A 342-nucleotide genomic window follows, 5' to 3' on the forward strand; every position below is an offset into this window, starting at 1 on the left:
GGTGACCCGTACGGGATTCGAACCCGTGTTACCGCCGTGAAAGGGCGGTGTCTTAACCACTTGACCAACGGGCCAAATACTATAAATCCTATGGCGGAGAGCAAGGGATTCGAACCCTTGATACGCTTGTGACGTATACACGATTTCCAATCGTGCTCCTTCGGCCAACTCGGACAGCTCTCCAATGGCTCCGCAGGTAGGAATCGAACCTACGACCGATCGGTTAACAGCCGATAGCTCTACCGCTGAGCTACTGCGGAATAATATTGCCTGGCAACGTCCTACTCTCACAGGGACAAGGTCCCAACTACCATCGGCGCTAGAGAGCTTAACTTCCGTGTT

Annotated in this window: 3 tRNA genes; all 3 read right to left on the reverse strand. The window is 53.2% G+C overall.

Features of this window, described 5'->3' with window-relative positions:
- Positions 1 to 2: 2 nt before the first annotated feature.
- The 3 genes from HFD78_RS29145 to HFD78_RS29155 all read right to left on the reverse strand — a co-directional run bounded on the left by HFD78_RS29145 (position 3) and on the right by HFD78_RS29155 (position 260).
- Positions 3 to 74, reverse strand: a tRNA-Glu gene (locus tag HFD78_RS29145).
- A 17-nt stretch (positions 75 to 91) separates the two neighbouring features.
- Positions 92 to 183, reverse strand: a tRNA-Ser gene (locus tag HFD78_RS29150).
- Positions 184 to 185: 2 nt separating this feature from the next.
- Positions 186 to 260, reverse strand: a tRNA-Asn gene (locus HFD78_RS29155).
- Positions 261 to 342: the final 82 nt, after the last annotated feature.

Source organism: Bacillus sp. EKM501B (assembly GCF_011800505.1).
In the GTDB taxonomy this organism is placed as follows: Bacteria; Bacillota; Bacilli; order Bacillales; family Bacillaceae_G; genus Bacillus_A; species Bacillus_A cereus.